Source organism: Kitasatospora sp. NPDC034533 (genome assembly GCF_055575155.1).
The window spans coordinates 94,235-121,108 of the sequence record NZ_JBVITE010000019.1; the positions used below are offsets into that span (position 1 = coordinate 94,235).

The 26,874-nt window shown below is 73.8% G+C and carries 26 protein-coding genes and 1 tRNA gene; 19 read left to right on the forward strand and 8 right to left on the reverse strand.

The features are described 5' to 3' along the window. Nucleotides 1–32: 32 nt before the first annotated feature. The 4 genes from ACZ55U_RS16530 (at nucleotide 33) to ACZ55U_RS16545 (ending at nucleotide 2,419) form a co-directional block, all read left to right on the forward strand. Nucleotides 33–836 carry an alpha/beta fold hydrolase gene (locus ACZ55U_RS16530; RefSeq protein ID WP_465526826.1) on the forward strand — a complete coding sequence of 268 codons (804 nt, stop codon included), beginning with the start codon at nucleotides 33–35 and terminating at the stop codon, nucleotides 834–836. A gap of 117 nt (nucleotides 837–953) precedes the next feature. Then, entirely contained in the window at nucleotides 954–1,361 is a 408-nt protein-coding gene (locus ACZ55U_RS16535; protein ID WP_465526827.1) for a helix-turn-helix domain-containing protein, read from the forward strand. Between the two features lie 2 nt (nucleotides 1,362–1,363). Continuing rightward, nucleotides 1,364–1,942 (forward strand): hypothetical protein, encoded by a 579-nt coding sequence (locus ACZ55U_RS16540; protein ID WP_465526828.1) that lies wholly within the window; start codon nucleotides 1,364–1,366, stop codon nucleotides 1,940–1,942. 126 nt (nucleotides 1,943–2,068) lie between these two features. Further along, nucleotides 2,069–2,419, forward strand: coding sequence for a DUF2516 family protein (locus tag ACZ55U_RS16545; RefSeq protein ID WP_465526829.1), 351 nt, complete (start codon nucleotides 2,069–2,071; stop codon nucleotides 2,417–2,419). A gap of 109 nt (nucleotides 2,420–2,528) precedes the next feature. Here the strand turns inward: ACZ55U_RS16545 and ACZ55U_RS16550 are convergent, their stop codons facing one another. Then, on the reverse strand, nucleotides 2,529–4,130 hold the full coding sequence (locus ACZ55U_RS16550) for a PP2C family protein-serine/threonine phosphatase (protein WP_465526830.1): 1,602 nt from the start codon (nucleotides 4,128–4,130) through the stop codon (nucleotides 2,529–2,531). Between the two features lie 239 nt (nucleotides 4,131–4,369). Here ACZ55U_RS16550 and ACZ55U_RS16555 point away from each other — a divergent pair, with 239 nt between their 5' ends. Beyond that, nucleotides 4,370–4,930 (forward strand): O-acetyl-ADP-ribose deacetylase, encoded by a 561-nt coding sequence (locus tag ACZ55U_RS16555; protein ID WP_465526847.1) that lies wholly within the window; start codon nucleotides 4,370–4,372, stop codon nucleotides 4,928–4,930. A gap of 229 nt (nucleotides 4,931–5,159) precedes the next feature. Here ACZ55U_RS16555 and ACZ55U_RS16560 read toward each other — a convergent pair whose 3' ends face one another. Continuing rightward, nucleotides 5,160–5,993 (reverse strand): methyltransferase domain-containing protein, encoded by an 834-nt coding sequence (locus ACZ55U_RS16560; RefSeq protein WP_465526831.1) that lies wholly within the window; start codon nucleotides 5,991–5,993, stop codon nucleotides 5,160–5,162. Between the two features lie 215 nt (nucleotides 5,994–6,208). On the opposite strand from ACZ55U_RS16560, the gene mshA reads away from it, so the two are divergent. Both mshA and ACZ55U_RS16570 read left to right on the forward strand, forming a co-directional pair. After that, complete coding sequence (gene mshA, locus ACZ55U_RS16565; protein ID WP_465526848.1) at nucleotides 6,209–7,579, forward strand: D-inositol-3-phosphate glycosyltransferase; 1,371 nt, start codon at nucleotides 6,209–6,211, stop codon at nucleotides 7,577–7,579. Nucleotides 7,580–7,648: 69 nt separating this feature from the next. Then, on the forward strand, nucleotides 7,649–8,179 hold the full coding sequence (locus tag ACZ55U_RS16570) for a type III secretion system chaperone family protein (protein WP_465526832.1): 531 nt from the start codon (nucleotides 7,649–7,651) through the stop codon (nucleotides 8,177–8,179). Nucleotides 8,180–8,235: 56 nt separating this feature from the next. Here ACZ55U_RS16570 and ACZ55U_RS16575 read toward each other — a convergent pair whose 3' ends face one another. Beyond that, the gene (locus tag ACZ55U_RS16575) at nucleotides 8,236–9,576 is read right to left on the reverse strand and encodes an MDR family MFS transporter (RefSeq protein WP_465526833.1); all 1,341 of its coding nucleotides are present in this window, start codon (nucleotides 9,574–9,576) and stop codon (nucleotides 8,236–8,238) included. Nucleotides 9,577–9,724: 148 nt separating this feature from the next. On the opposite strand from ACZ55U_RS16575, the gene ACZ55U_RS16580 reads away from it, so the two are divergent. Then, entirely contained in the window at nucleotides 9,725–10,483 is a 759-nt protein-coding gene (locus tag ACZ55U_RS16580; RefSeq protein ID WP_465526834.1) for a phosphoglyceromutase, read from the forward strand. A 268-nt stretch (nucleotides 10,484–10,751) separates the two neighbouring features. After that, complete coding sequence (locus ACZ55U_RS16585; RefSeq protein WP_465526835.1) at nucleotides 10,752–11,348, forward strand: lytic polysaccharide monooxygenase; 597 nt, start codon at nucleotides 10,752–10,754, stop codon at nucleotides 11,346–11,348. Between the two features lie 607 nt (nucleotides 11,349–11,955). Here ACZ55U_RS16585 and phoU read toward each other — a convergent pair. Next, nucleotides 11,956–12,645 (reverse strand): phosphate signaling complex protein PhoU, encoded by a 690-nt coding sequence (gene phoU, locus ACZ55U_RS16590; RefSeq protein ID WP_465526836.1) that lies wholly within the window; start codon nucleotides 12,643–12,645, stop codon nucleotides 11,956–11,958. Between the two features lie 306 nt (nucleotides 12,646–12,951). Here phoU and ACZ55U_RS16595 point away from each other — a divergent pair, with 306 nt between their 5' ends. Next, nucleotides 12,952–14,409, forward strand: coding sequence for a sensor histidine kinase (locus ACZ55U_RS16595; RefSeq protein WP_465526837.1), 1,458 nt, complete (start codon nucleotides 12,952–12,954; stop codon nucleotides 14,407–14,409). A gap of 2 nt (nucleotides 14,410–14,411) precedes the next feature. Beyond that, on the forward strand, nucleotides 14,412–15,107 hold the full coding sequence (gene phoP, locus ACZ55U_RS16600; RefSeq protein WP_380733478.1) for a two-component system response regulator PhoP: 696 nt from the start codon (nucleotides 14,412–14,414) through the stop codon (nucleotides 15,105–15,107). A 188-nt stretch (nucleotides 15,108–15,295) separates the two neighbouring features. Here phoP and ACZ55U_RS16605 read toward each other — a convergent pair whose 3' ends face one another. Continuing rightward, a complete protein-coding gene (locus ACZ55U_RS16605) occupies nucleotides 15,296–15,958 on the reverse strand; it encodes a DUF461 domain-containing protein (protein WP_465526838.1) in 663 nt (220 codons plus the stop codon). A 506-nt stretch (nucleotides 15,959–16,464) separates the two neighbouring features. Between ACZ55U_RS16605 and ACZ55U_RS16610 the strand changes: the two genes are divergently transcribed. The 7 genes from ACZ55U_RS16610 (at nucleotide 16,465) to ACZ55U_RS16640 (ending at nucleotide 23,698) form a co-directional block, all read left to right on the forward strand. Next, nucleotides 16,465–16,947, forward strand: a complete 483-nt coding sequence (locus ACZ55U_RS16610; RefSeq protein WP_014136563.1) for a CarD family transcriptional regulator — start codon at nucleotides 16,465–16,467, stop codon at nucleotides 16,945–16,947. Nucleotides 16,948–17,324: 377 nt separating this feature from the next. Further along, nucleotides 17,325–18,080 (forward strand): 2-C-methyl-D-erythritol 4-phosphate cytidylyltransferase, encoded by a 756-nt coding sequence (gene ispD / locus ACZ55U_RS16615; protein WP_465526849.1) that lies wholly within the window; start codon nucleotides 17,325–17,327, stop codon nucleotides 18,078–18,080. Next, a complete protein-coding gene (gene ispF, locus ACZ55U_RS16620; protein WP_465526839.1) occupies nucleotides 18,070–18,570 on the forward strand; it encodes a 2-C-methyl-D-erythritol 2,4-cyclodiphosphate synthase in 501 nt (166 codons plus the stop codon). Before ispD ends, ispF begins: the two co-directional genes overlap by 11 nt. A gap of 149 nt (nucleotides 18,571–18,719) precedes the next feature. Beyond that, the gene (locus ACZ55U_RS16625; protein ID WP_465526840.1) at nucleotides 18,720–19,115 is read left to right on the forward strand and encodes a PPOX class F420-dependent oxidoreductase; all 396 of its coding nucleotides are present in this window, start codon (nucleotides 18,720–18,722) and stop codon (nucleotides 19,113–19,115) included. A 95-nt stretch (nucleotides 19,116–19,210) separates the two neighbouring features. Next, on the forward strand, nucleotides 19,211–20,605 hold the full coding sequence (gene cysS, locus ACZ55U_RS16630; RefSeq protein WP_465526841.1) for a cysteine--tRNA ligase: 1,395 nt from the start codon (nucleotides 19,211–19,213) through the stop codon (nucleotides 20,603–20,605). A gap of 137 nt (nucleotides 20,606–20,742) precedes the next feature. After that, complete coding sequence (gene rlmB / locus ACZ55U_RS16635; RefSeq protein WP_465526842.1) at nucleotides 20,743–21,735, forward strand: 23S rRNA (guanosine(2251)-2'-O)-methyltransferase RlmB; 993 nt, start codon at nucleotides 20,743–20,745, stop codon at nucleotides 21,733–21,735. A gap of 298 nt (nucleotides 21,736–22,033) precedes the next feature. Further along, nucleotides 22,034–23,698 carry a DoxX family membrane protein gene (locus ACZ55U_RS16640; RefSeq protein WP_465526843.1) on the forward strand — a complete coding sequence of 555 codons (1,665 nt, stop codon included), beginning with the start codon at nucleotides 22,034–22,036 and terminating at the stop codon, nucleotides 23,696–23,698. 111 nt (nucleotides 23,699–23,809) lie between these two features. Here the strand turns inward: ACZ55U_RS16640 and ACZ55U_RS16645 are convergent, their stop codons facing one another. From ACZ55U_RS16645 to ACZ55U_RS16655, 3 genes are all read right to left on the reverse strand, one after another. Further along, nucleotides 23,810–24,604: a nucleotidyltransferase family protein gene (locus tag ACZ55U_RS16645; RefSeq protein ID WP_465526844.1), complete on the reverse strand. Its 795-nt coding sequence runs from the start codon at nucleotides 24,602–24,604 to the stop codon at nucleotides 23,810–23,812. 78 nt (nucleotides 24,605–24,682) lie between these two features. Then, a complete protein-coding gene (locus ACZ55U_RS16650) occupies nucleotides 24,683–25,138 on the reverse strand; it encodes a hypothetical protein (RefSeq protein ID WP_465526845.1) in 456 nt (151 codons plus the stop codon). A 161-nt stretch (nucleotides 25,139–25,299) separates the two neighbouring features. Beyond that, nucleotides 25,300–26,391 carry an ABC transporter ATP-binding protein gene (locus tag ACZ55U_RS16655; protein ID WP_465526846.1) on the reverse strand — a complete coding sequence of 364 codons (1,092 nt, stop codon included), beginning with the start codon at nucleotides 26,389–26,391 and terminating at the stop codon, nucleotides 25,300–25,302. A gap of 283 nt (nucleotides 26,392–26,674) precedes the next feature. Here ACZ55U_RS16655 and ACZ55U_RS16660 point away from each other — a divergent pair. Further along, nucleotides 26,675–26,748: transfer RNA gene (locus ACZ55U_RS16660), tRNA-Thr, on the forward strand. The last annotated feature ends 126 nt before the right edge of the window (nucleotides 26,749–26,874 follow it).

Consider the following 26,874-nt stretch of genomic DNA (forward strand, 5'->3'; position numbering starts at 1 on the left):
GCCCGCCGAGGCGCGCCTGCGATGATCACCGAATGAGCCCGCACATCGATCCCCCCGCCACCGAAGTCCACGTCCCCGTCTCCGGCGGTGACCTGTTGTGGGCGGAGCGCCGTGGCTCCGGCACTCCGGTGGTGCTGCTGCACGGCGCCGGCATGGACTCCCGGCTGTGGGACGCCGTCGCCCCGGCCCTCGCCCGGCACCACGACGTGATCCGCTACGACGCGCGCGGCCTCGGCCGCTCCGGCGGGCCGGCGCAGCCGTTCGACGACGTCGCGGATCTGAGCGCCGTACTGGACCACTTCGGGCTGGGCAGCGCCGCGCTGGTCGGCCTGAGCATGGGCGGGGAGACGGCTCTGGACTTCGCCCTGGCCCACCCCGACCGGGTCGTCGCGCTCGGCCTGGTCGGCGCCTCGGTCAGCGGCCACGACTGGCCGCCGTCCCCGGAGACCACCGCCTACGCCGAGGCCCGGCGGCGCGGCGACGCGGCGGCGCTGGCCGAGTTGGAGCTCTCCGTCTGGGCCGCGATGGGCCGCGGCGCACCGGGCGGCGAGCTGATCGCGACGATGGTCGAGGAGAACTCCGCCCGCCGCATCGTCAGCGAGCACTACCTCGCGGGCGCCCCGGCCCGGGCGGCCGAGCCGCTGCTCGGCACGGTCACCGCGCCCACCCTGGTCGTCCACGGTGACCGCGACCACCCGGAGATCGCGGCGATCGCGCGGCGGCTGACCGCCGACATCCCGGGCGCCCGCGGCCACCTCGTCCCGGACGCCGACCACTACCTCCCGCTGCGCACCCCCGAACGGCTCACCGACCTCCTCCTCACCCACCTGGCCTAGCCGCCTCCCCCGGCTCCCCCCGGTTCCCTGGGCCGCGCCCGCCCGGCCCCGGGTCGCGCGTTTGCTCCCGCTAGCACCCTGCTTGCATTTGCAAGCAGGGTGTTGCACGCTGGCCGCATGGCCTCACTGAACGTCGGCTCGCTCGGCGCGTACATCCGCGAGCAGCGCCGCAACGCCCAGTACTCGCTGCGGCAGCTGGCGGAGGCCGCCGGCGTGTCCAACCCGTACCTCAGCCAGATCGAGCGCGGGCTGCGCAAGCCGAGCGCGGAGATCCTCCAGCAGATCGCGAAGGCGCTGCGGATCTCGGCGGAGACGCTGTACGTCCAGGCCGGGATCCTGGAGGAGCGGCGGGGCGAGGGCCTGGAACTGCGGGCCTCGATCCTGGCCGATCCGCTGATCAACGAGCAGCAGAAGCAGGCGCTGCTCGCGGTCTACGACGCCTTCCTGAAGGAGAACGCCGCGTCGGCCCCCCGTTCGGCGACCGACGGCCCAGCCACCCAGAACACCCACCGGGAGGACCGGTAACGATGCCCATCACCGACGAGATCAAGAAGACCCTCACCGACCCGACCCCGCTGTACGCCCTGGCCGGCGCCGGCGACCTCGCCTACGAGAAGCTGCGCGAGGTGCCGGGCAAGGTCGAGGCGCTGGCGGCGGACCGCAAGGGCACCCAGGAGAAGGCCACGGCCAAGCTCCAGGAGGCGCAGTCGCTGCTGACCGGGGCCCAGGCCAAGGTCGCCGACACCGTCACCACGCTGCCGACCGACCTCAAGGCGCTCCAGGAGCGGGCCCAGGGCTTCGCCCTCCAGCAGGTGGCCCGCGCGGTCGAGCTGGCGGTGAAGGCCAAGGAGACGTACGACGAGCTGGCCGAGCGCGGCAAGGTCGTGGTGGAGAAGGCCCGTCCGGGCGGCCCGGAGCAGGGCGCCCGCGAACTGGCCGGCGAGCCGGAGCCGGTCGAGGCCGAACCGGTCGAGGCCGAGTCGGGCCAGGCCGAGCCGGTCAGGGCCGAGTCGGCCGAGCCGGCCGAGGTGGAGCCGGCGGAGACCGAGCCCGCCCCGAAGAAGTCCGGCCGGGCGCGCAAGGGCGGCGCCGACACCGCGGAGTGAGTCCGGGCCCCGGGTCCGGCCCGGGGCACATCCGGTGACCGCGGGACGTTGACCCGGTTGCGGGCGGTCGTCATGCCAGGATGGACGGCGGTCGCAGCGTCGGAGCAGAGAGCAGAGGAGATCGAAATGGTCGGAGTGTTGCAGATTCTGGCCTTTTCCTATCTGAATCCGATCTGGTGGGCGACGGTCGCCATCCTCGTCTACAAGCTGTTCGCCCTGGTCGACGCGGTCACCCGCCGCGAGGACGCCTACCGGGCGGCCGACAAGAAGACCAAGGGCTTCTGGGTGGCGATCCTGGCGATCTCCTTCGGCTGGGACTTCCTGTTCGGGGTGAACTTCTTCACCGGCATCGGCACCCTGGCCGGCCTGGTCGCCTCGATCGTCTACGTGGTGGACGTCCGCCCGGCGATCCGGGCGCTGACCGGAGGCGGCGGCCGGGGCGGCCGGAGCAACACCGGCCCGTACGGCCCCTGGTGACCGGGGCAGCGGACAACACGGCGGCCCGGGCAGGGAGTTCATCTGCCCGGGCCGCCGCACGTCTGCCCGGGCCGCCGCACGTCCGGCGGGGGAGAGGGCCCGGGGCCGCTCAGCCGAGGATCAGCTGCGCGGGGCTGCGTTCCAGCAGCAGCACCGCGACGTCGTCGGTCAGCGCGCCGCCGTTCAGCTCCTCGACCTCCGCGATGGCGCTGTCGACCAGCCGCCCCCTGGTCAGCCCGGCGGCCTGGTGATCACCGATCAGATCGGCCAGCCCGTCCTGGCCCAGCCGGCGCGACCCGGCCCCGATCCGCCCCTCGATCAGCCCGTCGGTGTAGAGCAACAGCCGCCAGCCGGGGCGGAGTTCGATCTCCTGGGCGGGCCAGGTGGACTGTCCGTCGTGGCACGGCAGCAGGCCGAGCGCGGGCCCGGCGAGGTCGGAGGGCAGGGTGATCGGCGCGTGGTCGCGGCCGAGCAGCAGGGGGGCCGGGTGCCCGGCGAGGTAGAGCCGGGCCCGCTCGCCCGCGCCGAGCGGGTCGAGGCCGCCGCCCCTGGAACTGCCGCCGGAACTGCCGGAACTGCCCCCGGAACCGTCAGCGGCACCGCCCCCGGAACCGTCGGCCGCACCGCTGCCGCCGGGCTCGATGACCAGCATGCAGAGCGTCGCGAAGATCTCGTCGCTGCGCCGCTCGTGCTCCAGCACGTGCTGGAGGGTGCCGAGCAGGGCCTCGCCGGTGAGGCCCGCGAAGACCAGGGTGCGCCACGCTATCCGGAGCGCGACGCCGAGCGCGGCCTCGTCCGGGCCGTGGCCGCAGACGTCGCCGATCACCACGTGGACGGTGCCGTCGTCGGTGCGCACGGCGTCGTAGAAGTCGCCGCCGAGCAGCGCGCGCCGGCGGCCGGGGCGGTAGCGGCGGGTGAAGGAGAGCCCGGCGCCGTCGAGCAGCGGGGTGGGCAGCAGGTGGCGCTGGAGGCGGGCGTTCTCCTGGCCGCGCAGCTCGGCCTCGACCAGGCGCCGCTGGGACTCGTCGGCGCGCTTGCGCTCGACGGCGTAGCGCAGGGCGCGGGCGAGCAGCGGGCCGTCCGTGTCGTGCTTGAGCAGGAAGTCCTGGGCGCCGGCCGCGACGGCGGCAGCCCCGAGTTCGGCCCCGGCGGCGTCGGTGAGCACCACGACCGGGGCGTGCGGGGCCCGGCGGAGCAGCTCGTGCAGCCCCTCCAGCCCGTCGGGGCTCCCCCCGGCCTGGGTGGCCGGGAGCTGCCCCCAGGGCTGGTTCGGCAGGTCGGCGGGCGCGGCGAGGTCGAGCAGCACGCAGTCGAACTCGGGGGTGCGGGAGCGCCCGCGCCGGGCCCAGGGGGCGGGTGGGGCGAGCAGTTCGGTGGCCTGGTCCAGGCCGCGGGCCCAGTGGATCTCGATCGAGGTGCCGCTGTCGGCCACCGCGGCCTTGATCAGCTGGACGTCCGAGGCGTCGTCCTCGATGACCAGCAACCGCAGCGGCCCGCCGTCGGCCGGTCCCTCCGCCGGACCGCTGCCCGGCTCGGAGATGTGGGACGGGTGGCCGGCGTGCGCGGCCCGTGAGCGGGGGTGGGGTATCGGGGAGACCGCCGTGGCCCGGCCGGTCGTGGTGCGGTTGCGGGCATGGCCGACGGGGGCGCCGCCATGGGCGCCCGGCAGGTCCGCGGCACCAGGTGCCCGCCCGTCTCCCGTTGCGGGCATCGGTGGTTCCTCCCTTTCCCCGACTGCTGAACGGTCGGCGCCCGTCCGCAGTGCCCGACCGGGCGTCGGGGAACTTCTCGCGACCATAACGTGATCTCCGGGGATTTCTGTGGCCGACCGGGCCGTTGTGGTCATTGCCACGACGATGGCGGTGTGATGGACGGATTCGGACGATGGCTCGGTTCCCGCCCCGGCGGTGCCGGCCGGCTCCTGGAAGGGGAGTGGTGGAAGTGGCCGCGGTGGACCGGATCACCCTGGTGGAGGGTGACATCACGGCGCAGCCCGCGGACGCCCTGGTGAACGCTGCCAACTCGTCCTTGCTGGGTGGTGGCGGGGTGGACGGCGCGATCCACCGCAAGGGCGGGCCGCAGATCCTGGAGGAGTGCCGCCGACTGCGTGCCTCGCACTACGGCAAGGGGCTGGCCACCGGTCAGGCGGTGGCGACGACGGCCGGGCGGCTGCCCGCCCGGTGGGTGGTGCACACCGTCGGGCCGGTGTACCGGGCGGAGGAGTACGAGGAGCGGGCGGAGCTGCTGGCCTCCTGCTATCGCGAGTCGCTGCGCACCGCGGCGGGGCTCGGCGCGCGCACGGTGGCCTTCCCGGCCGTGTCGGCCGGGATCTACGGCTGGCCGCCGGCGGACGCGGCCCGGATCGCGCTCGGCACCGTCGCGGAGGTGCTGGACAGCGGTGACGCGGAGGCGGGCTCGGAGCTGGCGGAGGTGCTGTTCGTGCTGTTCGGGTCGGACATGTACGAGGTGTTCGAACAGGCCCGGCGGGAGCTGCCCGGGTGGGCGGGCTGACGGCAGGCCCGGTGGCGGGGCTCGGCGCGGTGCGGACCGGGCGGGGTGTGGCGCCGCCGCTCGGGTGGGTCCATGGTGGCCTGTCGGGGCGTCAACACGCCAGAGTTATTCGATAACTCGTTCTAGTGAATCCATAAGGTCGCTCGCCAGCCCGCACGGGGGCCGGGAGCCTCCCCGCGCCGGCCCCTGCCGCCCCGCCGTCTCCCGCCGCCCCGCCGTCTCCCGCCGCCTACGGCGCGAGCGCCGACCAGGGCACCGTGACCTCGCCCTGCCGCCACCGCCCGCGCGCGTCCACCAGCGGCCAGCTGCCCGCCAGCGCCGTGCAGGCCGCCACCCAGCGCTGCCGCGCCCCGAAAGCCCCGTACGGCGCGGCCGCGGCCCAGGCCCGGTCGAAGTCGGTCAGGAAGGCGTGCACCGGGCGCCCCGGCACGTTGTGGTGGATCAGCGCCTTCGGCAGCCGCTCGGCCAGGTCGGAGGGCTGGCCTAGGCCGCCCAGCCGGGCCGCGAAGGTCACCGTCCGGGGCCCCTCGGGGCCGAGCGCGACCCAGACGTGCCGCCGCCCGATCTCGTCGCAGGTGCCCTCGACCAGCAGTCCGTCCGGGGCGAGCCGCGCGCACAGCCGCTCCCACACGGCGGCCACCGCCGACTCCTCGTACTGCCGCAGCACGTTGGCGGCCCGGATCAGCTGCGCCGGCGCCCCGCCGTCCAGCGGGACCTCGAAGCCCCCGCGCCGGAAGGTGAGCAGCGGCGGCTCGGCGTACGGCAGCGCGGCGGCGACCCGCTCCGGCTCGATCTCGATCCCGACCACCCGGACGTCCGGCCGCACCGCGCGCAGCCGCCCGGCCAGCTCGACGGCGGTCCACGGCGCCGCGCCGTAGCCGAGGTCCACGGCGACCGGCGGGCGCTCGGCGGCGCGCAGCGCCCGGCCGAGGGTGTGGGCGATCCAGCGGTCCATCCGGCGCAGCCGGTTGGTGTTGGTGGTGCCCCGGGTGACCGTCCCCACCGGGCGTCCGGTCCGCCCCCGGGCGGGCGCGGCGGTCGGGGGTTCGAAGGAGGCAGCCATGCCCAGAAGGGTAGTCGGGTCGTCGAAACGGCCGCGCTGACCTGGGGCGATGCCGCCGGTTCCGGTCCGTGGGCGGGGGCGGGAATGCCGGACGAGGCTCGCGCGGTTGGCACACTGTTGGTGATGTGTGCCCGGACGGGGCAGCGCACACCGGACAGCGGGCGGCCCGGAGGGGTCGCCCGGACGGGCCGCACAGAGGAGGCTTCAGCCAGGTGATCCAGCACCCCGTCCGTTCGGTACGCCGTGCCCAGCCCGCCGCCCCCGCGCGCGGCCGGCTCGAGTCGCTGGTGCCCGGCCGCCGCCGCCCGCGCCGGATAGCGATGCTGAGCGTGCACACCTCGCCGCTGCACCAGCCCGGCACCGGGGACGCCGGCGGGATGAACGTCTACATCGTCGAGCTGGCCAAGCGCCTGGCCGAGCTGAACATCGAGGTCGAGGTGTTCACCCGGTCGACCTGCTCGGACGACGAGCCGACGGTCGAGCTGGCCCCGGGCGTGCTGGTCCGCCACGTCACCGCCGGGCCGTACGAGGGCCTGATCAAGGAGGACCTGCCGGCCCAGCTGTGCGCCTTCACCCACGGGGTGCTGCGCACCGAGGCGGGGCACCGCCCCGGCCACTACGACCTGGTGCACTCGCACTACTGGCTCTCCGGGCAGGTCGGCTGGCTGGCCGCGCAGCGCTGGGGCGTGCCGCTGGTGCACACCATGCACACCATGGCGAAGGTCAAGAACGCCGCGCTGGCCGAGGGCGACACGCCCGAGCCCGCCGCCCGGGTGATCGGCGAGACCCAGGTGGTGGAGGCGGCCGACCGGCTGATCGCCAACACCACCGAGGAGGCCGCCGAGCTGGAGCTGCACTACGCCGCCCGGCCGGACCAGCTGGCCGTCGTCCACCCCGGGGTCAACCTGGACGTCTTCCGCCCCGCCGGGCCGAGGGCGCCCGCCGCCGCGCGGGCCCGGCTGGGCCTGCCGCAGGACGCCGCGGTGCTGCTGTTCGCGGGCCGGATCCAGCCGCTGAAGGCCCCGGACGTGCTGCTGCGGGCGGTCGCCGCCCTGCTCGACCGCCGTCCCGAGCTGCGCGAGCGCCTGGTGGTGCCGGTGGTCGGCGGGCCGTCCGGCACCGGGCTGGCCCGGCCGGAGAGCCTGCACAAGCTCGCCGCCCAGCTGGGCATCGGGGACGTCGTGCGGTTCCACCCGCCGGTCGGCCAGCCGCAGCTCGCGGACTGGTACCGGGCGGCGACGGCGCTGGTGATGCCCTCGTACAGCGAGTCCTTCGGGCTGGTCGCGCTGGAGGCGCAGGCCTGTGGCACCCCGGTGGTGGCGGCCGCGGTCGGCGGCCTGCCGGTCGCGGTGCGGGACGGCGAGACGGGCAGCCTGGTGAACGGCCACGACCCGCTGGAGTGGTCGTACGCGCTGGAGCCGTACGTCATCGACCCGGGCCTGGTGGCCCGGCGGGGCGCGGCGGCGGCCCGGCACGCGGCCGGCTTCGGGTGGGACACGGCCGCGGCGGCCACCGCCGAGGTGTACGCGGGCAGCCTGGCCCGCCCGGCGGGCCGGTTCGCCGCGGCCCGGCAGCGGCTGGGCTGAGGGTCCGCCCTCGGGGCGCGCCCGTGCGGGGGCTGCGCCCGGTCGGTACCGGCGAGTAGCCTCGCCCCCATGGCAATCCGCACCAAGGACGAGGCCCTGACCCTCCTGCGCACCGCCCTGGACGACGCCGGGGTGGCCTGGGAGCTGGCCGCCACCGACCCGTACACGCTGGTGGCGACCCTCCCCGGCACCCGGAAGCTGAGCACCACCTGCGCCCTGCGGGTCGGCGACCACACCCTGTCGGTGAACGCCTTCGTGATCCGCCGTCCGGACGAGAACCACGAGGCGGTCTACCGCTGGCTGCTGGAGCGCAACACCCGGCTGTACGGCGTCGGGTACGCGGTCGACGCGCTCGGCGACGTCTACCTGGCCGGCCGGCTGCCGCTGGAGGCGCTCACCCCGCGGGTCGTGGACCGGCTGCTCGGGACGGTGCTGGAGAACGCGGACGAGCCGTTCAACACCCTGCTGGAGCTGGGCTTCGCCTCGGCGATCCGGCGCGAGTGGGAGTGGCGCACCAAGCGCGGGGAGTCCACCCGCAACCTGGCCGCCTTCGCCCACCTCGCGGCACCGAAGGGCCCGACGGACGCCCCGGACGCCTGACCGGGCCGCCCGCCTGGACGCCCGGGCCGCTTGACCGGACCGCCTGACCGGACGCCTCAGGCGCCCGTCCGGGCCTTCCCTGCCTGCTCGACGGCGGGCGCCGCGACCTCCGCCGCGCCCGCGACTTCCGCGACCTCCGTCACTCCTGCCGCCTCCGCGACCACCGGCCGCCGCCGGCCCGCCGCCCCGGTGCGCCGGGCCAGTGCCACGTACCCGAGCGCGGTGGCCGTCCCGACCGCCCCGCAGGCCGTCCAGAGCACCACCGGCCCGGCGTGCTGGAGTAGCAGCCCGCCGCCCGCCGGCCCGAGGAACGAGGCCAGCGACCAGGAGAGGCTGTGCACGCCCTGGTAGCGTCCGCGCCCGTGGGTCGGCGCCAGCTCGGCGACCAGGCCCATCATCACCGGCGTGTTGAGGATCTCGCCGACCGTCCAGACGGCCACCGACAGCGCGAACATCCAGGCCGAGGAGCCGGCCAGCGCGGCCAGCCCGAAGCCCCAGCCGGTGAGCAGACAGCTGGTGATCAGCAGCCCGGTCCGCGAGCGGCCCTCCATCCAGCGGGTGAGCGGGATCTGGAGGACCACGATCAGCAGGCCGTTCAGGCCGATGACCAGGCCGTACTCGGTGGAGGTGATGCCGGAGGCGCCCATGTCCACGGCCAGCGTGGTGCTGCCCTGCTGGAAGACCAGCGCGAGCAGCAGGGTGAGGCCGACCAGCGCCATGAACGGGGCGTCCCGGAACACCGAGAGCAGGCTGACCGCAGGTTCGGCGGAGCCGTCCGCCGCCTCGTCGGGCGAGACCTGCGGCTTGGTCTCGGGGATCCGGACGAAGATCACCACCGCGCAGACCAGGGTGGTCAGCGCGTCCAGCAGGAAGAGCGTGAGGTAGCCGTGGGTGGCGATCAGGCCGGCCACGGCGGCGGAGAGGCCGAAGCCGATGTTGATCGCCCAGTAGTTCAGCGAGTACGCGCGGACCCGGTCCTCGGCCGGCACCAGGTCGGCGATGATCGCCGAGGTGGGCGGCCGGGTGGCGTTGTTGCACAGGCCCACCAGGAAGGCCACGGCGGCGATCGCCACCTGGCCGTCGGCGAAGCCGAGCACGGCCGTGAACAGCGCCGTGCCGAGCTGGGCGGCGACCAGCGTGGGCCGGCGCCCGATCCGGTCGGCCAGCACCCCCGCGAGGATCGCCGCGACGGCGGAGCCGAGGCCGAACAGCGAGGCCACCAGGCCCGCGTACGAGGCCGAGTACCCCCGGTCGACGGTCAGGTAGAGCGCCAGGAAGGTCACCACGAAGGCGCCGAGCTTGTTCACCAGGGTGCTCACCCACAGCCACCAGAACTGCCGTGGCAGTCCGCCGACCGTCTCCTGGAGAATTCTTCGGAACCGGGCGGTGACGAGCATGTGGGGGCTCCCGAGGGCAGGTGTCCGCTGAGCGGCACGGCAGCCCGGCCAGCCGACACATGTAAGTGGCAGATGCGCAGAGCACACATTACACATCGGTCGAAGGTCCCCACCAGGGGTTTTCCGGGCCCCCACTAAGCTGGGGGCCATGGCTGACACGACGTACCGACTCATCCTGCTCCGCCACGGCGAGAGCCAGTGGAACCAGAAGAACCTGTTCACCGGTTGGGTCGATGTCGACCTCAACGAGAAGGGCGAGAAGGAGGCCGCCCGCGGTGGCGAGCTCCTGGCCGCCGAGGGCCTGCTCCCCGACGTGCTGCACACCTCGCTACTGCGCCGCGCCATCCGGACCTCGCAGATCGCCCTGGACAAGGCCGACCGGCACTGGATCCCGGTCAGCCGCAGCTGGCGGCTGAACGAGCGCCACTACGGCGCGCTCCAGGGCAAGGACAAGGCCCAGACCCTGGCCGAGTTCGGCGAGGAGCAGTTCCAGCTGTGGCGCCGCTCGTACGACACCCCGCCGCCGGTGCTGGCCGACGACGCCGAGTACTCGCAGGCCGGCGACGCCCGCTACGCGGAGATCCCGAGCGAGCTGCGTCCGCGCACCGAGTGCCTGAAGGACGTCGTCGAGCGGATGCTCCCGTACTGGTACGACGCCATCGTCCCGGACCTCGCCGCCGGCCGGACCGTCCTGGTCACCGCCCACGGCAACAGCCTGCGCGCGCTGGTCAAGCACCTCGACGGCATCTCCGACGAGGCCATCGCCGGCCTGAACATCCCGACCGGCATCCCGCTGGTCTACGAGCTGGACGCCGACTTCAAGCCCGTCACCCCGGGCGGCCGCTACCTCGACCCGGACGCCGCCGCCGCGGCCATCGAGGCGGTCAAGAACCAGGGCAAGAAGTAAGCCGCTTGCCGACACGGCCCCGCCGCCCGGCTCGCCCGGGTGGCGGGGCCTTCGTCTTTCGGTCAGTTCGGGGCCAATCCGCATGGGCCGCCCGGGAGTTGGGCAGCTGAGAAAATGGTTCAGACCATTGACGGGTTCGGGGCAGGCTTCTACCGTGAGGGCACCGGACCGGCGCAGGCATGCCAGGAAGTCCCCGTCCGGGCCGCCGCTCCCCACGCGCGCGTCTGCGCCCCGGCGCACACTCCATCCACCCCCACGGAGGAGCACCATGCGCACACGCCACATCGTCGGGGCGGCCGTCGCCGCGCTGGCGATCCCGCTGACCCTCGCCTTCCCGGCCTCGTCCCACGGCTGGATCTCGACCCCGCCCAGCCGCGCCGCCCTCTGTGACACCCACGTGAAGGGTGTCCCCTGGGACTGCGGCGACATCCAGTGGGAACCGCAGAGCGTCGAGGGCCCGAAGGGGTTCCCGACCCTCGGCCCCTCGGACGGAACCATCTGCGCGGGCGGCAACGCACGCTTCGCCGAGCTGGACGACCCGCACGCGGGCGCCTGGCCGACCACCAAGGTGACGGCGGGGCAGCAGCTCACCTTCACCTGGACGTTCACCGCCCGGCACGCGACCAGCGACTTCCGGTACTACATGACCAAGCCGGGCTACGACGCCAGCCAGCCGATCACCCGCGCCAACCTGGACCTGACGCCCTTCCTCACCGTCCCGTTCGGCGGGGTGCAGGTGCCGAGCACGCTCAGCCACACGGCGACCATTCCGAGCGGGCGCACCGGCCACCAGGTGGTCGTCGCCGTCTGGAACATCTCCGACACCCCGAACGCCTTCTACTCCTGCACCGACGTGCAGTTCTGACGGCCCCGCCGGTCCGGGCGGGCCGGCGGCGCGCGGGGCCTGAGCGAACGCGAACGAGGTGCACGGCGGCCGGAATGCCGTGCACCTCGGAAACCCCGAATCCTCGAACCCCCCGAGCGCCCCGCACACCCCGAATCCCCCGAAGTCCTTCGGACCCTTTCAGACCCCTTCAGACCTCTTCGGATCCCTCCGGCCGCTCAGTGGCCGCCGCAGCAGCCGCCGTCCGCGCCGCCGCACTGGCAGGGCGCGCCGGACTGGCAGCCGCAGCCGCAACCGGGGCCGCAGCCGCAGCCTGCCGCGAGGACGGGAAGCAGCTTCGGAGCGGATGGCTCGACGGTGTCGTGGGCGGTTGCCGGTCGGGTCGGGTTGGCCTTCATCGAGCTCCCCTTCTTGTGACGGGCACGCTCCGGTGCCCCCACCGTCGAGTGAAACCGCCGAACGGAGGGAGCGTCAACGGGCGCGCAGTGGTGGGGCGCACGGAAGTCCGTGCGCCCGCACCACCCTCGCCACGGGTTTACTCACCCCCGGGGGTGAGCCGGGAGCGGCGCCGCCGCAGACGGCGCGGCAGCGCGTGCCCGGCGCGCCGGCCGGCCGACCGCCCCGCCGGTCAGTCGACCGGCACGGCCTCGGCGGCCTCGGTGGCGGCCACGAACTCGGCCACGTGCTCGCCCGTCACCAGGTACACCACGCGCTTGGCGACCGACACCGCGTGGTCCGCGAAGCGCTCGTAGTAGCGGCCGACCAGGGTGATGTCGACGGCGGTCTCGATGCCGTGGTGCCAGCGCTCGTCGATCAGGTGCGACAGCAGCTCGCGGTGCAGGGTGTCGATCGCGTCGTCGTCCTGCTCCATCTCCAGCGCCTTGTCGACGTCCTTGGTGGCGATGACCAGGCCGGCCTTGGCCACCAGGCGCTGGGCGAGCTGGCCCATCTCCAGGACGGTGGAGTGCAGGTCGCGCGGTACGGCGGTCTCGGGGTAGCGCATCCGCGCGACCTTGGCGACGTGCCGGGCGAGGTCGCCGCAGCGCTCCAGGTCGGCGCTCATCCGCAGCGAAGTGACCACGATGCGCAGGTCGGTGGCGACCGGCTGCTGGCGGGCCAGCAGGTCGATGGCCCGGTTCTCCAGGTCGTGGTGCAGCTCGTTGATCTTCTGATCGGCGGCGATCACGCTCTCCGCCAGCGCCAGGTCCGCGTCGAGGAGGGCGGTGGTGGCGCGGCCCAGTGCAGAGCCGACCAGCCGGGCCATCTCGACCAGGCTGTCGCCGATCGCATCGAGTTCCTCGTGGTACGCGTCGCGCATGTTCTCTCCTCAGTAGCTGTGTCGGTGGCGGTGCCGACCGGTCAGCCCGTCCGACCATCGTTCCGGTGTTCGGGCGACCGCTGCTGGTGGCGCGCATCGTACGCGCACACCCGAGCCGGTGGCCGCTGTTCGGCACACCGATCTCTCCCACACGGGCTGCCTGGCCAACTTTCGGCCGCCAGGGCGACGGTGCACGGCCGCCACGGTGAATCGGCGGCTACCTGAAGGTGAATTCTCGGCAACGCGTGGTCGATGCCTTGATCCACCGCTTGGGGACAGCCCTCACCGTGCGCTTACGCTGGCCACATGGACGTGAACGTGGCCGCCGCCGCTGCCTGCGCCATAGCCGGGCTCGGCGTCGGCCTCACCGCCTCCATCGCCTTCCGTTGGAGCGAGCGCGAACAGGCCAGGGGCAGGCACGGCGCAACAGGCGGCAGGAACCTGGGCCGGTACCAGTCACTGGGCACCGGCAGCCCCGAGCAGCCGCTGCCGCCGGGGGTCGACACCGTGCTCTCCGTGCTCCGCTCCTGCGCGATCGTGCTGGGCGAGGGCGACGAGGTGGTCAAGGCCAGCTCGGCGGCGTACGCGATGGGCCTGGTGCGCGGTGGCGCCGTCGCCGTGGACCCGATGCTGGCGCTGGCCCGCTCCACCCGCAGGGACGGCGAGATCCGCCAGGTCGAGCTGGAGGTGCCCCGGCCGGGCGCGGCCCGCGCGGCGGAGCCGCTCGCGGTCTCCGTCCGGGTGGCCCCGCTGGGCTCCCGGCTGGTGCTGGTGCTGGTCGAGGACCAGACCGAGCGCCGCCGGGTGGAGGCCGTCCGCCGGGACTTCGTGGCCAACGTCAGCCACGAGCTGAAGACCCCGGTCGGCGCGCTGTCGCTGCTCTCCGAGGCGGTCGCCGACGCAGCCGACGACCCGGAGGCCGTGCAGCGCTTCGCCGGCCGGATGCAGGTCGAGGCGACCAGGCTGGCCAGCCTGGTCCAGGAGATCATCGACCTCTCCCGGGTCCAGGACGACCGGCTGATGGTCGATCCGGAGCCGGTCGCGGTGGACGAGCTGATCGCCGAGGCGATCGACCGCTGCCGCCAGCAGGCCGCCGCCAAGCAGATCCTGATCGCGGCGGGCGGCATCGCCGGCCTCTACCTGCACGGCAACCGCGGCCAGCTCGCCGCGGCGCTCGGCAACCTGGTCGAGAACGCCGTCAACTACAGCCCGCCCCGCACCCGGGTGGCGATCGCCACCCGCCGGATCTCCAGCGCCGCGGCGCTCGGGGAGGCGGACGGCGAGCTCATCGAGATCTCGGTCACCGACCAGGGCATCGGCATCTCCGAGAAGGACCGCGAGCGGGTCTTCGAGCGGTTCTACCGCGTCGATCCCGCCCGCTCCAGGGCGACCGGCGGCACCGGCCTGGGCCTGTCCATCGTCAAGCACGTCGCGGCCTCGCACGGCGGCACCGTCTCGGTGTGGAGCGTCGAGGGCCAGGGGTCGACCTTCACCATCCGCCTGCCCGCCGGGCACGCACCCACCGACGACGAACCCGACGACGAACCCGACGACGAACCCGACGACGAACTCGACGACGAATCCGACGACGCGTTCGACGGCGAACCGGACCGGACGCCGGACCACGCGCCGGACGGCGACCCGTCCGGCCCCGCCGCCGCACCCCGAACCCTCACCACGGGCCGCACGGCTCGTCCGCTCCCCGCCGGGGAGCGGAAAGCACACCTGTCAGACACAACCCCTCAGCTTGCCCCGGAGGCCTGATCGTGACCCGAGTACTGGTGGTCGAGGACGAGGAGTCGTTCAGCGACGCCCTCTCGTACATGCTCCGCAAGGAGGGCTTCGAGGTGGCCGTCGCCGCCACCGGCCCCGACGCCCTGGAGCAGTTCGAACGCAACGGCGCGGACCTCGTCCTGCTCGACCTGATGCTGCCGGGCCTGCCCGGCACCGAGGTCTGCCGCCAGCTCCGGGTGCGCTCCAACGTCCCGGTGATCATGGTGACCGCGAAGGACAGCGAGATCGACAAGGTCGTCGGCCTGGAGATAGGCGCTGACGACTACGTCACCAAGCCGTACTCCACCCGCGAGCTGGTCGCGCGGATCCGCGCGGTGCTGCGCCGCCGCGGCGAGGACGGCGGCGCGGGCGACGCCGGCAACGGCCCGGGCGCCCTGGAGGCGGGCCCGGTCCGGATGGACGTGGACCGCCACGTGGTGACGGTGGACGGCGCCAAGGTCGACCTCCCGCTCAAGGAGTTCGACCTGCTGGAGATGCTGCTGCGCAACGCGGGCCGGGTGCTCACCCGGATGCAGCTGATCGACCGGGTCTGGGGCGCGGACTACGTCGGCGACACCAAGACCCTGGACGTCCACGTGAAGCGCCTGCGGGCCAAGATCGAGCCGGACCCGGGCGCGCCGCGCTACCTGGTCACCGTCCGCGGCCTGGGCTACAAGTTCGAGCCGTAAGCCGTAAAGATCAGCCGTAAGGAGCCGGAACCGCCCTCGGGCGGTGAAGGGCCGCACGGCGCCGTGGAGCGCCGTGCGGCGCCCCGGAAGCCCCCGCGCCTCGCGCCGGCCCCCAAGCGCGCCGAAGGCCCCCTCCGAACAGCCGGAGGGGGCCTTCGCGTCGTCCCCGGCGGGCCCGGGGAGCGGCGTCAGTGCGCGGCCGGGACCGCCGGGGCGCCGGCGGCCGGGACGGCCGGGGCACCCGGGGTGGTGGCGCCGGCGGCCGGGGTGGCCGGGGCGGTCGCACCGGGGGAGGCGGTCTTGGCGGGGGTGGCGCTCGCCGACGGGGTCGGCCCGTAGCCCTTGTACAGGCCGTTGCCGTGCTCGCCCGAGTCCGGGCTCACGCCGGCCTGGGCCTCGACCTTCTGGCCGTCCTTGAAGGTGAAGGTGGTCGGGGCGAAGCCGCCGACGTGGACGGTCGTGGAGGCGACGGTCGCGGACGGGCTGCCCTCGACGCCGATCGCCACCGCGCCACCGGCCGGGATGACGATGCTGGACAGCGGGGCGCCGGCCGGGTCCGCGAAGGTCGCGGCGGTGCCGTTGACCGCGACGGACTGGAGCTCGGCCGGGGTGTCCGCGGTGTTCGCGATGTTCACGACCACGTTGGCGGGCCCGGTGTGGTCGCCGACGGTGCCCTCGCCGGTGACGACCACGATGTTGTTCAGCCGGAGGTGCGTTCCGAGGGTCGCCGCCGCGTTGTCGGGCTTGATCTGCAGCGTGTCCGGCGTGTTGCCGGCGGCGCAGGAGGACAGCGAGGCGATGGCGATGGCGGCGATGGCGGCGATGCTGCCGCGTCGAAGGCTGCGGCTCACGGCGGCGGCTTCTCCTAGGTCACGTGTCGGTAGGTCAGGTCTCAGATTATCGACCTCACTTATGCGCTCCTCACGGGGTGGTCCCCGTGTCGCACTCCCGGGGGCCGCCGAGGGCCGTCCGGCCGTACGTTCGGAGCCGTCCGTCGGCCGTCCGGCAGCCGCCAGGCAACTGGCCGACGGCCGCCCGACCGGATGCCCGACGGGACCGCCCGACATGTCCGGGTCACGCTACGGACAAGGTTCGACCAAGATCGAATAACGATTCGGCCGCGACCTGAAAACGGGTGAAAGCTCAAGATCCAATCATGGTTGCGGGGGTGTTGCGCAAGGGTTTCACCGAACCCCGGAACCGCCTCCGACCTGCGGGAAGCCCTTCTCGAACACTGGTCGCAGCACGTCATGGGGGTCCTTGTCAAGCCCCGAGACCTGCCCTGACCTGCGAAAACGCCCTTCGGGTGCGCCGAGAAGCGTGTTAAGCTGGAAAGCCACGGAAGGGGTCCTGTCACATGACGTTCAAGGTTGGCGACACGGTGGTCTACCCCCATCACGGGGCCGCGCTGATCGAGGCCATCGAAACTCGCCAGATCAAAGGTGTGGACAAGACCTACCTGGTGCTCAAGGTGCAGCAGGGAGACCTGACGCTCCGCGTGCCCGCCGAGAACGCGGAGTTCGTCGGCGTGCGCGATGTAGTCGGCCAGGAGGGTCTGGACCGGGTCTTCGAGGTGCTGCGCGCACCGTACACGGAAGAGCCGACCAACTGGTCCCGTCGCTACAAGGCGAACCTGGAGAAGCTCGCCTCGGGCGATGTCATCAAGGTCGCCGAGGTCGTCCGCGACCTCTGGCGTCGCGAGCGCGAGCGCGGCCTCTCGGCCGGCGAGAAGCGGATGCTCGCGAAGGCGCGCCAGATCCTCGTCAGCGAGCTGGCGCTGGCGGAGAACACCAACGAGGACAAGGCGGAGACGCTGCTCGACGAGGTCCTCGCCTCGTAGCGCACGCAACCGCGATGCCGTCGGGCCGCGCCGCCCAACGCTCACAGCGCCCGGTGTCGAAGCGCCGCTCCTCGGACGAACCGTCCGGGAGTGGTGCGGTGGCACTCCGGGCGCTGAGGCGTGTCCGGACCACGCCGGGCTCGCCTCCCGGTCCGCGCCGAGCGAGTGCGGCCGACGCGGGTGCGGCCGGACGGCCGAGCGGCCGGGCGCAGCCGGACGGGCGCGACACACCCGGACGTGCACGACCGTTTCCGCACCCGCTTGCGCGGAGTTTGCGGAGCTGTGCGGCGGGGCGGTAGACCATGGCTCTTCGGAAGGGGCCCGGTGCGCCCGCCGGGCACGCCATGGCCATACCCACTTCGCCGAAGGAGTGAAACCTGAACGCGTCAGCAGCAGTCGCAGCAGCAGTGGTGCCCGCCGCCGGGCGCGGGGAGCGGCTGGGGCCCGGGGCCCCGAAGGCCCTGCGGGAGCTGGGTGGTGTGCCGCTCCTGGTGCACGCCGTCCGGGCCCTGGCCCGCAGCCGGGCGGTCGGCCTGGTCGTGGTCGCCGCGCCCGCCGACGGGGTGGCCGAGGTGGTCGCCCTGCTGGACACCCACGGTCTGGACGACAAGGACATCCGGGTGGTGGCCGGCGGGTCGACCCGCCAGGAGTCCGTCCGGCTGGGCCTGGCCGCGATCCCGGAGGACGTCGAGGTCGTGCTGGTGCACGACGCGGCCCGCCCGCTCGTCCCGGTCGAGGTGGTGGACACCGTCGCCGCCGCCGTCCGGGCCGGGGCGCGGGCGGTGGTGCCCGCGGTGCCGCTGGCCGACACGGTGAAGCGGGTCGAGCCGAACCCGGGCGGCGCCGAGCCGGTGCTCGACACGCCCGAGCGCGCCACGCTGCGCGCGGTGCAGACCCCGCAGGGCTTCGACCGCGCCACGCTGGCCGAGGTGCACGCCAAGGCGCTGGCCGAGGAGAGCGCGGGCACCGCCGACGCGCCGCCCGTCACCGACGACGCCGGCCTGGTGGAGCGCTACGGCGGCCGGGTCGTCGTGGTGCCCGGCCACGAGGAGGCGTTCAAGGTCACCCGCCCGCTGGACCTCGTGCTCGCCGAGGCCGTACTCGCCCGCAGGAGGGCCGCCGATGCCTACTGATCCCCAGCTGCCGCCGATCCCCCGGGTGGGCATCGGCACTGACGTGCACGCCTTCGAGGCCGGCCGCCCGCTCCGGGTGGCCGGGCTGGAGTGGCCGGACGCCGAGGTCGGGCTCTCCGGGCACTCGGACGCCGACGTCGCCGCGCACGCCGCCTGCGACGCGCTGTTCTCGGCCGCCGGGATCGGCGACCTGGGCGCCCACTTCGGCACGGACCGCCCGGAGTGGGCCGGCGCGTCCGGGGTGAAGCTGCTCGGCGAGGCGGCCCGGCTGGTCCGCGAGGCCGGCTTCGAGATCGGCAACGTCGCCGTCCAGGTGATCGGGGTCCGGCCGAAGATCGGCAAGCGCCGGGCCGAGGCGCAGGCCGCGCTGTCCGGGGCGGTCGGCGCGCCGGTGTCCGTCTCCGGCACCACCACCGACGGGCTGGGCCTGACCGGCCGCGCCGAGGGCCTGGCCGCCATCGCCACCGCGCTGGTGTACGAGCGGCGTTGAGCCCTCGCGGGTGAGCGGGCGGGGGCGACCCGCCGCTGACGGGTGTTCACCGACGGTCCGGCGGGCCCGAGTCGCTAGGGTGCGGTTCGGGCCCGTACGGGTTTCCGCTCGGGCCGTACCCCCCGTACCCCGACGAGAAGAGGTCATCCGTGGCTGCCAAACTCTCCGACCGTGCCAAGTCCCTGCTCGACGCCAAGAGCTTCGCCGTGGTCTCCACCGTCCAGCCCGACGGCGGCCCCCAGTCCACCGTGGTCTGGGTCAAGCGGGACGGCGACGACATCCTGTTCTCCACCGTCAAGGGCCGCCGCAAGCACCTCAACCTGGAGCGGGACCCGCGGATCGCGATCCTGATCAACCCGGCGGACACCCCGTACGAGTACCTGGAGGCGCGCGGCGAGGTCACGATGACCACCGAGGGCGGCCGGGAGCTGATCGACGAGCTGGCCGGCAAGTACATGGGCCAGGACAAGTACACGATGGACGGCCCGGACGACGTCCGGGTGGTCGTCCGGCTCACCCCGCGGAAGGTGCTCGGCACCATCTGACCCGGGCCCCGGGACCCGCCTTTCCCCGGGATCACGCCCCCGTTGTCCCGGGGAATGTGGCGGGGCACCCCCCACCGCCCACTACGCTTGACGCTGTGAGCATTCGTCTGTACGACACCAGCACCCGCCAGGTACGCGACTTCGTCCCGCTTGTACCGGGTTGTGTCTCGATCTACCTGTGCGGCGCTACCGTCCAGTCGGCGCCACACATCGGGCACATCCGGTCCGGGCTCAACTTCGACATCATGCAGCGGTGGTTCGCCTACCGCGGCTACCAGGTGACCTTCGCCCGGAACGTCACCGACATCGACGACAAGATCATCGCCAAGGAGCGCGAGCTCGGCACGCCGTGGTGGCAGATCGGCTACGAGAACGAGCGCGCCTTCAACGACGGCTACGACGCGCTGGGCTGCCTGCCGCCGACCGTCGAGCCGCGGGCCACCGGGCACATCCCCGAGATGGTCGAGATGATGCGGGGCCTGATCGAGAAGGGCCACGCCTACGCGGCCGACGGCAACGTCTACTTCGACGTGCGCTCCTACCCCGACTACCTGGCGCTCTCCAACCAGAAGCTGGACGACCTGCGCCAGCCCGAGGGCGAGGGCGAGACCGGCAAGCGGGACCCGCGCGACTTCGCGATGTGGAAGGCCGCCAAGCCGGGCGAGCCGAGCTGGGAGACCCCGTGGGGCCGCGGCCGTCCGGGCTGGCACCTGGAGTGCTCGGCGATGGCCCACAAGTACCTGGGCGAGGCCTTCGACGTCCACGGCGGCGGGCTGGACCTGATCTTCCCGCACCACGAGAACGAGATCGCCCAGTCCAAGGCCTACGGCGACGACTTCGCCAACTTCTGGGTGCACAACGCCTGGGTCACCATGGCCGGCGAGAAGATGAGCAAGTCGCTGGGCAACTCGGTGCTGGTCTCCGAGATGGTCCGGAGGTGGCGGCCGATCGTGCTCCGCTACTACCTGGCGGCCCCGCACTACCGCTCGATGATCGAGTACAGCGAGGAGTCGCTGCGCGAGGCCGAGGCCGGCTTCGGCCGGATCGAGGGCTTCGTCCAGCGCGCCGTCGAGCGCTGCGGCCCGGTCGACGCGGCGCCCGAGGTGCCGCCGGCCTTCGCCGAGGCGATGGACGACGACCTCGGCGTCCCGCAGGCGCTGGCCGTCGTGCACACCGCCGTCCGCCAGGGCAACAGCGCCCTGAACGCGGACGACAAGGAGAGCGTGGTGGCGCGACTGGCCGAGGTCCGTGCGATGCTCGGTGTACTGGGCCTCGACCCGCTCGACCCGCACTGGGCCGGGACGGAGCGCGGCGAGGACCTGCACGGCGTGGTCGACTCGCTGGTCCGCCTGGTCCTCGACCAGCGGCAGGCGGCGCGCGAGCGCAAGGACTTCGCCACCGCGGATGCCATCCGCGACCAGCTCGGCCTGGCCGGGCTGGCGATCGAGGACACCCCGTCCGGCCCGCGCTGGACGATCAACAGCCAGTAACCCCGTCCGACGATCGGGGTGACGGGTGGGCCGTACCGGACCGGTGCGGCCCTCCCGCATGACGTAGCGCGTGCCGTCGGCCGCCACCGGACAGACCGGGGCGGCCGGGGCATGCCGGACAGACAGGAAGTACAGCCATGGCCGGCAACAGCCAGCGCAGGAACCGCCGCAACCCCGGATCGAAGAAGGGCGCGTCTGTCGGTACCGGCGGGCACAGCCGGAAGGCCCTCCAGGGCAAGGGCCCGACCCCGCCCGGAGAGGCGCGCAAGGGCCACCCCAAGCAGCGGGCCGCCAACGCCGCGCTCAAGCGCGAGCGGGACGCCAAGGCCCGCGCCGGCATGCGCCGGGCCGGCGCCGGCGGTCGCGGTGGCCGCGGCGGCGCGGGCAGCGCCGAGCTGGTCTTCGGCCGCAACTCGGTGGTCGAGGCCCTCCAGGGCGACGTGCCGGCCAACGCGCTGTACGTCCAGCAGTTCATCGACACCGACGACCGGGTCCGCGACGCCTTCCAGACCGCCAACGAGCGCGGCATCCCGCTGATGGAGGCCCCGCGCGCCCAGCTGGACCAGATGACCGGCGGGATGAACCACCAGGGCCTGGTGCTCCAGGTGCCGCCGTACGAGTACGCGCACCCCGAGGACCTGCTGGCGGACGCCGCCGACGCGGGCGAGGACGCGCTGATCATGGCGCTGGACGGCGTGACCGACTCGCGCAACCTGGGCGCCGTGGTCCGCTCGGCCGCCGCCTTCGGCGTGCACGGCGTGGTCATCCCCGAGCGCCGCGCGGCCGGCATGACCGCCGGTGCCTGGAAGACCTCCTCCGGCGCCGCCGCCCGGCTGCCCGTCGCCCGGGCCACCAACCTGACCCGCACGCTGGAGGCCTACCAGAAGGCCGGTCTGATGGTGGTCGGCCTGGCCGCCGACGGCGAGGCCGAGATCGGTGACCTGGAGCTGCTGACCGGTCCGGTCGTGATCGTCGCGGGCAGCGAGGGCAAGGGCCTGTCCCGGCTGGTCTCGGAGACCTGCGACATGCGCGTCCGGATCCCGATGTCCGGGCTGACCGAGTCGCTGAACGCCGGTGTCGCGGCGGGCATCGTGCTGTACGAGGCCGCGCGGCTGCGTGCCAAGCGCTGACGTCGCCGGGTGCCCGGTTCGCCGAGTGCCCGGTTCGCCGGGTGCCCGGTCCGTCGAGTGCTGGGATCGGCTGAGCGCTGAGATTGGCTGAGCGCTGGCAACGGCTGAGCGCTGGGAACGGCTGAGCCGAGTACGAGCGGTGCGCGGGGCGCAGGAGATCTTCCGAATTCCCCGCAATCCGAGAGAAGGCGATCGGGCCCCGACCGGGCCCGATCGCTTTTTTCATGATCACTTCAAGTGTCCGCCGGACATCCACCCGGGAGAGTGTCCTAAGCGGCTGTCACCCGGTTAGACGGGCGTGGACACCAGAACACCTCGGCGCCCCCTGTTCGGCGACGGCAGCACCGGGATAGACGCGGGCCCCGGCCTCAACACCGTCAAGGTGGAGTCGGACCCGGCGCGGCTCAGCAGCACCCAGGCGAGCTTCCGGCTCCAGCTCCAGTCCCCGGTGGCGCCGCTGATCGAGGCCCCGGCCGGACTGCTGTCCACCGGGGCCGCGTTCGGCGACCCGTACGCCAATCAGGGCCTGATCCGCCGTCCGCTGGTCACCCCGCAGGTCGTCGTGCCCGCCGGGGCCGTCCCGGCGATGGCCGGGGCCGGGGCCGGCGGCGTGCCGCGCCGCAAGGGCCGGGTCACCGCCGTCACCTGGACCGGGCTGGCGCCCCCCGGGGACCTCGCGGCCACCCAGCTGCTGGAGGCGGTGCGCCAGGGCCAGGGCGGCAACCCGGTCGGCGGCGTCCGGCCGGACGCCGCCGAGACCCAGGTGATCCCCTCCCTCGCGGGCGCCCGGGCCCTCCCGCGCCAGCCCCGCGAGGGCACCGGCTCCGCCACCGACGCGGGCGTCGGCCCGATCGGCGAGCCGCACGGCTGGACCCCGAGCGGGGAACTGCCCGAGGTCTCCGCCGTCGACGCCGAGGGCAGGCAGCCCTGGTACCCGGGCCGCCGGGTCGACCTCGGCCTGGTGCTGCTGCCGCTGCGCGCCGTCCTCGGCTCGCTCGCGGTCTACGCCGGGTTCAGCAAGCTGTGCGACCCGGTGTACTTCGACGGCGGCGAGCGCGGTTCGATGATGCGCTGGCTCTCCTCGCTGCACCCGTGGAAGGTCGCCGAACCGCTGCTGGCCTTCGCCATGGCGCACCCGGTGGGCGCCGGACTGGTGGTGTCGTTCACCCAGATCGTGGTCGGCGTGCTGACCGTCCTCGGCCTCTGGCAGCGGCTCGCCGCCGGCGCGGCGATGGCGCTCTCCGCCGCGCTGCTGTTCACCGTCAGCTGGCGGGCCGTCCCGGTCTACGACACCCCGGACCTGATCTTCCTCGCGGCCTGGAGCCCGCTGCTGATCGCCGGGGCGCCGTTCGCCTCGCTGGACGGGCGGCTCAACCTGGAGGCCTGGCGCCGGTTCGGCGCCGACGCGCCCGGGGCGCTGCGCCGCCGGGTGCTGCGCCGGGGCACGGTCGTCACCACGGTGGTGGTCGGCCTGACCTTGCTGCTCGGCTCGATGCTCGGTGCCGCCGTCCGCACCAGCGCCCGGGCGCACCAGGCGCCGGACCGTCCGGCCACCGACTACGGCACCCCGGTCTGGCCGTCCGGCGGCCCCTCCGGTGCACCCGGCGGCAAGGGCACGTCCACCTCGCCCCAACCCGCCGCCCCGCGCCCGGCCACTCCCACCCCGAGCGCGACCCCCCCGTCCGCCACGCCGTCCACCAAGCCGGCCACCCCGACGCCGAGCGGCAAGCACTCCGGCAAGGCGGAGGCCGGGTCCGGCGCCTCCCCGGCCGCCTCGGCGCCGGCCGGCGGGGCGGGCACCGCGCCCGCGTCGCGCGGCACCCCGGGCTCCGGCGGTCCGGCCACGGCGCCCAGGTCCAGCCCGAGTTCCGCCGGGCTGCTGGGCGGGGTGCTGGGCAGTGCGCCGCTGGCCGACCTGTCCGGCGGCCGGTCCTCCTACCCGGGGGCGCCGACCGCGACCTGAGACCCCCGGTGACGCCGGTCGGCCGGGTGCTCCGTGGGGGAGCGCCCGGCCGACCGGCGTGTGCGGGCGTCTGCGGGTGTGTACAGGGGCCGGGTGCCCGGCCGGCGGGGGCTAGCGGGGGGTCCGGCCGGCGCCGGAGGCCAGCTCCTTGGCCGCCTCGGTGAGGTCCTTGGCGGTGTCGATGGCCCGCCAGTACACGCCCTGCGGCAGCTGGTAGCCCGCCAGCCGCTTGCTCCGGGCGAGTTGGGGGAAGGTGGTGCGCTCGTGGTCACCCACGTCCGGCAGCAGCTCGGCGAACTCCGGGCTGAACACGTACAGGCCGGCGTTGATCAGGAACGGCGAGGGCGGGGCCTCGACGAAGTCCAGCACGTTGCCGAACTGGTCGGTCTCCACCGCGCCCCAGGGGATCCGCGGCCGGGCCAGCGCGAGCGTCGCGAGGGCGTCCCGCTCGTGGTGGAAGGCGGCCATCTCGCGCAGGCTGAAGCGGGTCCAGATGTCGCCGTTGGTGGCGTACCAGGGCTCCTCCGGGCGGGGCAGGGCCTTGGCCGCGTACTTGAGGCCGCCGCCGCGACCGAGCGGCTCCGCCTCGATCACCGTGCGGACCCGCAGCGGGAGCTGCGCCTTGTCCAGCCACTCCTCCAGCACGTCGGCGAGGTGCCCGCAGGAGACCACGGCGTCGGTGACGCCCTCCTCGGCCAGCCAGGCCAGCTGGTGGCCGAGGATCGGCACGCCCGTCCCGGGGATCTCGACCAGCGGCTTCGGGCGGTCGTCCGTGTAGGGGCGCAGCCGGGAGCCCTGGCCACCGGCCAGGATGACGGCCTGGGTCACGGGTGTCGTGGTCGGCCGGGGCGACTGCGGGTGCGGAGCGGACGGGAGTTCGATGGTGGGGCCGGAGTCAGCGGTCATGTCTGAACAATAGGGCGGAACGGCGGGGTGGTGGACGGCTCCCGTCCACCACCCCGCCGCCCCGCGAGGGCCGTTCCGTCAGCCGACGACGCCGGCCGCGAACGCCCCGTCGCAGACCGGGCGGGCGAAGGAGCGGGCCCGCTGGACGTCACCCTGGTACTTGCGCACCGCCGCCTTGCCCAGCTCGGTGGCCAGCGAGGTGCAGTACGGCGTCAGCGAGGGCTGCTCGCGCATCGAGCGCTCCAGCAGGTCCAGCGCCGCGGAGGGGTTCTTCGCGCGCAGCTCGTCCAGCAGCACCACCCGCAGCGAGTCCTGCGGGGCGAGCCCGTCCGGGGCCTTGGCCGCGGCTCCGGCCGCGTTGTTGGAGCGCCCGATCCCGGCGCCGTCGCCGCTGGACGCCGCCACGACCTGCTGGTCGAGCCCGGTCGGCGGGGCCCAGGGGACCCGGGTCACGGCGAGGGTGCCGGTGGTCACCAGGACGACCGGCAGGGTCAGGGCGACGGTCTGGCCGATACGGCGCACTAGCTGCTTCACCCTCAGGAGAGTAGCGGTGGGTGCGGGCGGGATCGCCCTCCGTTACCCCATCGAGTGACACGGTGTCCGGGTTTGTCCCCCCGCCGTGTTGACGCGGGGGACGACGGAGCCCGCCGGACCGCGGGGTCCGACGGGCTCGGTGGCGTTTCGCCGGTGTCGCGTCAGCTGTTCAGCCGCAGGCCGGTGCTGGCGGAGAACACGTGGGTCTCGGTGGCGGTCGGCACGACGTGGATGGTCTCGCCACGGGTCGGGATCTCGCGGCCGGGCACCCGGACGACCAGCTCGTGGTCCTGGCCGGCGATCTGGGTGGTGCCGTAGACGAAGCCGTCCGAGCCGAGCTCCTCGACCACGTTGACGGTCACCGCGACGCCCTCGATGCCGCCCGCCGGGACGACCCGGAAGTGCTCGGGGCGGATGCCGACGGTCACCGTCTTGTCGGAGCCGGCGCCGGCCAGGTCCTCGCGGGAGATGTGCACGACCGAGCCGCCGAACTTCACGCCGCCGTCCACCAGCGGCACCTCGAGCAGGTTCATCGCGGGCGAGCCGATGAAGCCGGCCACGAAGACGTTGGCGGGCTTGTCGTACATGTTGCGCGGGGTGTCGACCTGCTGGAGCAGGCCGTCCTTGAGCACCGCGACCCGGTCGCCCATGGTGAGCGCCTCGGTCTGGTCGTGGGTGACGTAGACCGTGGTGATGCCCAGGCGGCGCTGGAGGCCGGCGATCTGGGTGCGGGTCGAGACGCGGAGCTTGGCGTCCAGGTTCGACAGCGGCTCGTCCATCAGGAAGACCTGCGGCTCGCGGACGATCGCCCGGCCCATCGCGACACGCTGGCGCTGACCGCCGGAGAGCGCCTTCGGCTTGCGGTCCAGGAAGTCGGTGAGGTCGAGGATCTTCGCGGCCTCCTCGACCTTCTTGCGGATGTCCGCCTTGTTCACGCCGGCGATCTTGAGCGCGAAGCCCATGTTGTCCGCGACGGACATGTGCGGGTACAGCGCGTAGTTCTGGAACACCATGGCGATGTCCCGGTCCTTCGGCGGCAGGTGGGTGACGTCGCGGTCGCCGATCCGGATCGCCCCGGTGTTGACGTCCTCCAGGCCGGCCAGCATGCGCAGGCTGGTCGACTTGCCGCAGCCCGAGGGGCCGACCAGCACGAGGAACTCGCCGTCCGCGATGTCCAGGTCCAGCGCGTCCACCGAGGCCTTGGTGGCCCCGGGGTAGATGCGGGTCGCCTTGTCGTACGTGACAGAAGCCATGGTCGTTGCTCTCCTTCACCGGCAGGAACGTGCCGGACGATCCGAGTAAAGGGGGTTGTCGGTGCTCCGCCGGCCCACCAGTGGTCTGAACCACTCGACGAACCGACTCCCGGCGACGCTACCCGCGCGCCCGCCGCTTGTCAGCCCCCGCCCGCCCCGATTTCGGCATCGGTTCCATCACGCCCACCCATCCCACCAACCCCCGGATATCCCCCCATCCCGTCACCCGGGCCCGGTAGACTGCCCCCCGGTGCCGCCGTGATCCGTCGCGGACGGCCACCGTGCCTCCTTAGCTCAGCTGGCCAGAGCACCGCTCTTGTAAAGCGGGGGTCGTCGGTTCGAACCCGACAGGGGGCTCCGTGGTGCGAGGAGGGCCGGTTCGACCAGTGGCGGTTTCTAGCGGTCGTTGCAACACGTGGTCGGTTGTCTAGGCCGCGAGGAGTTTAGCCAGACGCTCGGCTGGGGTTTCCCAGCCGAGCGTCT

Excerpts from the sequence above, each read along its gene's own strand:
- ACZ55U_RS16545 (WP_465526829.1), top strand. The coding sequence starts at position 2,069 with ATGGTCGGAGTGTTGCAGATTCTGGCCTTTTCCTATCTGAATCCGATC.
- ACZ55U_RS16560 (WP_465526831.1), bottom strand. The coding sequence starts at position 5,993 with ATGGCTGCCTCCTTCGAACCCCCGACCGCCGCGCCCGCCCGGGGGCGG.
- ACZ55U_RS16570 (WP_465526832.1), top strand. The coding sequence starts at position 7,649 with ATGGCAATCCGCACCAAGGACGAGGCCCTGACCCTCCTGCGCACCGCC.
- ACZ55U_RS16610 (WP_014136563.1), top strand. The coding sequence starts at position 16,465 with ATGACGTTCAAGGTTGGCGACACGGTGGTCTACCCCCATCACGGGGCC.
- ACZ55U_RS16595 (WP_465526837.1), top strand. The coding sequence starts at position 12,952 with ATGGACGTGAACGTGGCCGCCGCCGCTGCCTGCGCCATAGCCGGGCTC.
- ACZ55U_RS16655 (WP_465526846.1), bottom strand. The coding sequence starts at position 26,391 with ATGGCTTCTGTCACGTACGACAAGGCGACCCGCATCTACCCCGGGGCC.
- ACZ55U_RS16550 (WP_465526830.1), bottom strand. The coding sequence starts at position 4,130 with ATGCCCGCAACGGGAGACGGGCGGGCACCTGGTGCCGCGGACCTGCCG.
- ispF (WP_465526839.1), top strand. The coding sequence starts at position 18,070 with ATGCCTACTGATCCCCAGCTGCCGCCGATCCCCCGGGTGGGCATCGGC.
- phoU (WP_465526836.1), bottom strand. The coding sequence starts at position 12,645 with ATGCGCGACGCGTACCACGAGGAACTCGATGCGATCGGCGACAGCCTG.
- ACZ55U_RS16585 (WP_465526835.1), top strand. The coding sequence starts at position 10,752 with ATGCGCACACGCCACATCGTCGGGGCGGCCGTCGCCGCGCTGGCGATC.
- rlmB (WP_465526842.1), top strand. The coding sequence starts at position 20,743 with ATGGCCGGCAACAGCCAGCGCAGGAACCGCCGCAACCCCGGATCGAAG.
- ACZ55U_RS16575 (WP_465526833.1), bottom strand. The coding sequence starts at position 9,576 with ATGCTCGTCACCGCCCGGTTCCGAAGAATTCTCCAGGAGACGGTCGGC.
- ACZ55U_RS16530 (WP_465526826.1), top strand. The coding sequence starts at position 33 with ATGAGCCCGCACATCGATCCCCCCGCCACCGAAGTCCACGTCCCCGTC.
- ACZ55U_RS16535 (WP_465526827.1), top strand. The coding sequence starts at position 954 with ATGGCCTCACTGAACGTCGGCTCGCTCGGCGCGTACATCCGCGAGCAG.
- ACZ55U_RS16540 (WP_465526828.1), top strand. The coding sequence starts at position 1,364 with ATGCCCATCACCGACGAGATCAAGAAGACCCTCACCGACCCGACCCCG.
- ACZ55U_RS16645 (WP_465526844.1), bottom strand. The coding sequence starts at position 24,604 with ATGACCGCTGACTCCGGCCCCACCATCGAACTCCCGTCCGCTCCGCAC.
- ACZ55U_RS16580 (WP_465526834.1), top strand. The coding sequence starts at position 9,725 with ATGGCTGACACGACGTACCGACTCATCCTGCTCCGCCACGGCGAGAGC.